The sequence below is a fragment of the Bradyrhizobium sp. genome, assembly GCF_028868675.1.
GTDB lineage: Bacteria > Pseudomonadota > Alphaproteobacteria > Rhizobiales > Xanthobacteraceae > Bradyrhizobium.
Genome location: NZ_JAGWUA010000328.1, coordinates 1 through 3,246, shown reverse-complemented (window position 1 = coordinate 3,246; position 3,246 = coordinate 1). Strand labels below are relative to the sequence as shown.

The window sequence follows — 3,246 nt, the reverse complement described above, 5'->3', positions numbered from 1 at the left end:
GACGATCCCGAGCTCTCAGGCGTTGCCGCCGTCCTGTTCGATGAATTCCATGAGCGCTCGCTCGACGCCGATCTCGGTCTCGCGCTGGCGCGCGATGCGCAAACCGGCCTGCGCGAGGATCTGCGCATCCTGGTGATGTCGGCGACGCTCGACGGCGCGCGGGTCGCAAGGCTCCTGGGAGATGCGCCCGTCGTCGAGAGCGAGGGTCGTGCCTTTCCGGTCGAGACCCGCTATCTCGGCCGCAAGCCCGACGTGCCGCTGGAGCGGCAGATGGCGGATGCGATCACGTCGGCGCTGCGCGCCGATTCCGGCTCGGTGCTCGCCTTCCTGCCGGGCGCGGCCGAAATCCGCCGCACCCAGAATCTTCTGACCGAGCGCGTCAACGACGCGAGCACGGAGATCGTGCCGTTGTTCGGGGCGCTCGACGCCGCCGTGCAGGACCGTGCCATCGCGCCGGCGCCCAGAGGCATGCGCAAGGTGGTGCTGGCGACCTCGATCGCGGAGACCTCGCTCACCATCGAAGGCGTGCGCATCGTCGTCGATTGCGGTCTTGCCCGCGTACCGCGCTACGAGCCGGACATCGCGTTGACGCGGCTCGAGACCGTGCGCGCCTCGCGCGCCGCGGTCGACCAGCGCCGCGGCCGCGCCGGCCGCACCGAGCCGGGCGTCTGCTACCGGCTGTGGGACGAGCCGCAGACGGCGTCACTTGTGCCCTACACCCAGCCGGAAATCCTCAGCGCCGATCTCTCCTCGCTGGTGCTCGATCTCGCGCAATGGGGCGTCAGCGATCCCGCGACATTGTCGTTTCTTGATCCGCCGCCCGCCCCGGCATGGAAGGAAGCGAAAAGCCTGCTTGGCGAGCTCAAAGCGGTCGATGCGGACGGCCGCATCACCGCCGAGGGCAGGAGCCTCCGCGCGCTGGCGCTGCCGCCGCGGCTCGCGCGCATGATCGTGGATTCGCATCGCTTCGGCGCCGGCGAGGCCGCGGCCGAGATCGCCGCCATTCTCACCGAGCGCGGTCTCGGCGGCGACAGCGCCGATCTCGATGCCAGGCGCGACCAGTTTCGCCGCGACCGTTCGCCGCGCGCATCCAGCGCGCGCGACCTGGCGCGGCGCTGGGCTTCGCAGGTCGCCGCGGGCGAGAAGGCGGCGCCGGGGTCCGATGATCTCAGCACCGGCGTGATGCTTGCGCTCGCTTTCCCCGATCGTGTGGCGCGCAATCGCGGCAACGGCAGTTTTCTGCTCGCCAACGGCCGCGGCGCCGCCGTCGAGCAGACCTCGGCGTTGGCGCGCGCGCCCTATATTGCGGTCGCCGAGATGACGGGAACGGCGGCGAGCGGGCGCATCCTGCTGGCGGCGCCGATCACTGAGGCCGAGATCGAGCGTCACTTTCCCGAGCACATCGAAACATCGGAGGAGATTTCTTTCGATCGCGGCGCGATGGCGCTGCGCGCCCGGCGCAAGCGCTCGCTGCATGCGATCACGCTGTCCGAGGCGCCGCTCGCGCTTGCGCCGTCGGAGGCGACCGCGCGCGTGCTCGCCGATGGGCTGATCGCCGCCGGCCTCGACCGGCTCCCGTGGTCGAAACAGGCGAGGCAATGGCGCGACCGGGTGATGTTCCTGCGCAAGGCCGAAGGCGAGGGATGGCCCGACCTGTCGGACGAGGCGCTGATCGCGCGGCGCGAGGACTGGCTGGTGCCGGCGCTCTACGACAAGTCGGCGCTGAAGGACGTATCCGTCGGCGACCTCTCGGACGCGCTGATGGCGCTGTTGCCCTGGGACCTGCGCGCGCGGCTCGATCGCGAGGCGCCGACCCATTTCGAGGCGCCGACCGGCACCATGCTCGCGATCGACTACGAGGCCGAGCAGGGGCCGACCATCGCGGTGCGGCTGCAGGAGCTGTTTGGGCTCAACAGCCATCCCGCGATCGCGGCCGGCAGGGTGCCGCTGGTGCTGGAACTGCTGTCGCCGGCGCAGCGCCCGGTGCAGGTCACCCGCGACCTCCCGGGCTTCTGGCGCGGCAGCTACAGCGCCGTGCGCTCCGATTTGCGCGGACGCTATCCGCGCCATCCCTGGCCCGACGATCCCGCCAATGCCCTGCCGACCCGGCGGGCAAAGCCGCGCGGCACGTGATCGGAACGCGTTAACCGTTCGCTCATCCTTTTCGCCAAAATGGCAGCCTTTCGTCCGCGGCGTCGCTCGCGGACGGCCGCCTTGCGTGGTGAAATCGGGCTTTCGGTTCGAAAGTGGTGTGATGCGTAACATTGTGATCTTCGCGGCCATCATGATCGGCCTCGGCACGTTCATGGCGCAGATGGCGGACAGAATGAGCGCCGCTTCGGCGACCGCCGCTCCGCGACAGATCGCCGCCGTCGCGACGCCGTCCCAGCCCGGCAACCGCAGCTTCAGCATCCCCCGCGATTCCCGCGGCCACTTCCAGACCGAGGGTCGGATCGACGGTCAACGCATCGGCTTCATGGTCGACACCGGCGCGTCGGTGGTGGCGTTGAACGAGAAATCGGCCTCCCGTTTCGGCCTGCGTCCCTCGCGGGCCGACTACACCGCAACCGTCGTCACGGCGAACGGCACCATCAAGGCCGCGCGTACGCGCCTGGCCCAGCTCGATATCGGCGGCCTCGTCGTCCGCGACGTCGATGCCATGGTGCTGCCGGACGAGGCGCTGTCGCAGAACCTGCTCGGCCTGTCGTTCCTGGGCAAGCTGAAGCGGTTCGAGTTCGCCGGTGGCCGGATGGTGCTGGAGCAGTAGTCCGGCGGTTGGTCCTGGCTGCGCCGCCTGCTGCCAATCTGCCGCAATTTCCCCCTAACCAGTCCTCCCGCCTTTCCTCCGCGCCGCGCATTCGCTATGGCTGCGGGGTTCGTCGTCCATCACCTTTTCAGAAGGCCATTTGCATGTTTCCCAAGCCGAAGCCCGTCCTGGTGCCGAATACGCTCGCTTATGAATCCGAGCCGATGGTGAAGCCGACCGGCTTTCGCGAATACGATGCGCGCTGGCTGTTCGGCAAGGAAATCAACCTGATGGGTATTCAAGCGCTGGGCATGGGGCTCGGCGCGCTGATTGCGGAGATGGGGCAGAAGCAGGAGATCGTCACCGGCCACGATTTCCGCGGCTATTCGTCGTCGATCAAATACGCGCTGATCTCGGGCCTGATGGCGGCGGGCTGCAAGGTGCATGACATCGGCCTGTGCATGACGCCGATGGCCTACTTTGCGCAGTTCGAACTCGAC

At 68.7% G+C, this 3,246-nt stretch carries 2 protein-coding genes and 1 pseudogene; all 3 read left to right on the top strand.

Annotation, left to right across the window (positions count from 1 at the left end; genetic code table 11):
• A partial coding sequence (gene hrpB, locus KGM94_RS24570) for an ATP-dependent helicase HrpB (RefSeq protein ID WP_300265133.1) occupies window positions 1-2,133 on the top strand: 2,133 nt, incomplete at its 5' end.
• A 121-nt stretch (window positions 2,134-2,254) separates the two neighbouring features.
• Window positions 2,255-2,767, top strand: a complete 513-nt coding sequence (locus tag KGM94_RS24565; RefSeq protein ID WP_300265130.1) for a TIGR02281 family clan AA aspartic protease — start codon at window positions 2,255-2,257, stop codon at window positions 2,765-2,767.
• Between the two features lie 143 nt (window positions 2,768-2,910).
• Window positions 2,911-3,246 (top strand): annotated as a pseudogene (locus tag KGM94_RS24560) (phosphomannomutase/phosphoglucomutase); the annotation flags it as partial.

Bases quoted from the DNA above. Each gene is read 5' to 3' on its own strand.
- KGM94_RS24565 (WP_300265130.1), top strand. From the start codon at position 2,255: ATGCGTAACATTGTGATCTTCGCGGCCATCATGATCGGCCTCGGCACG.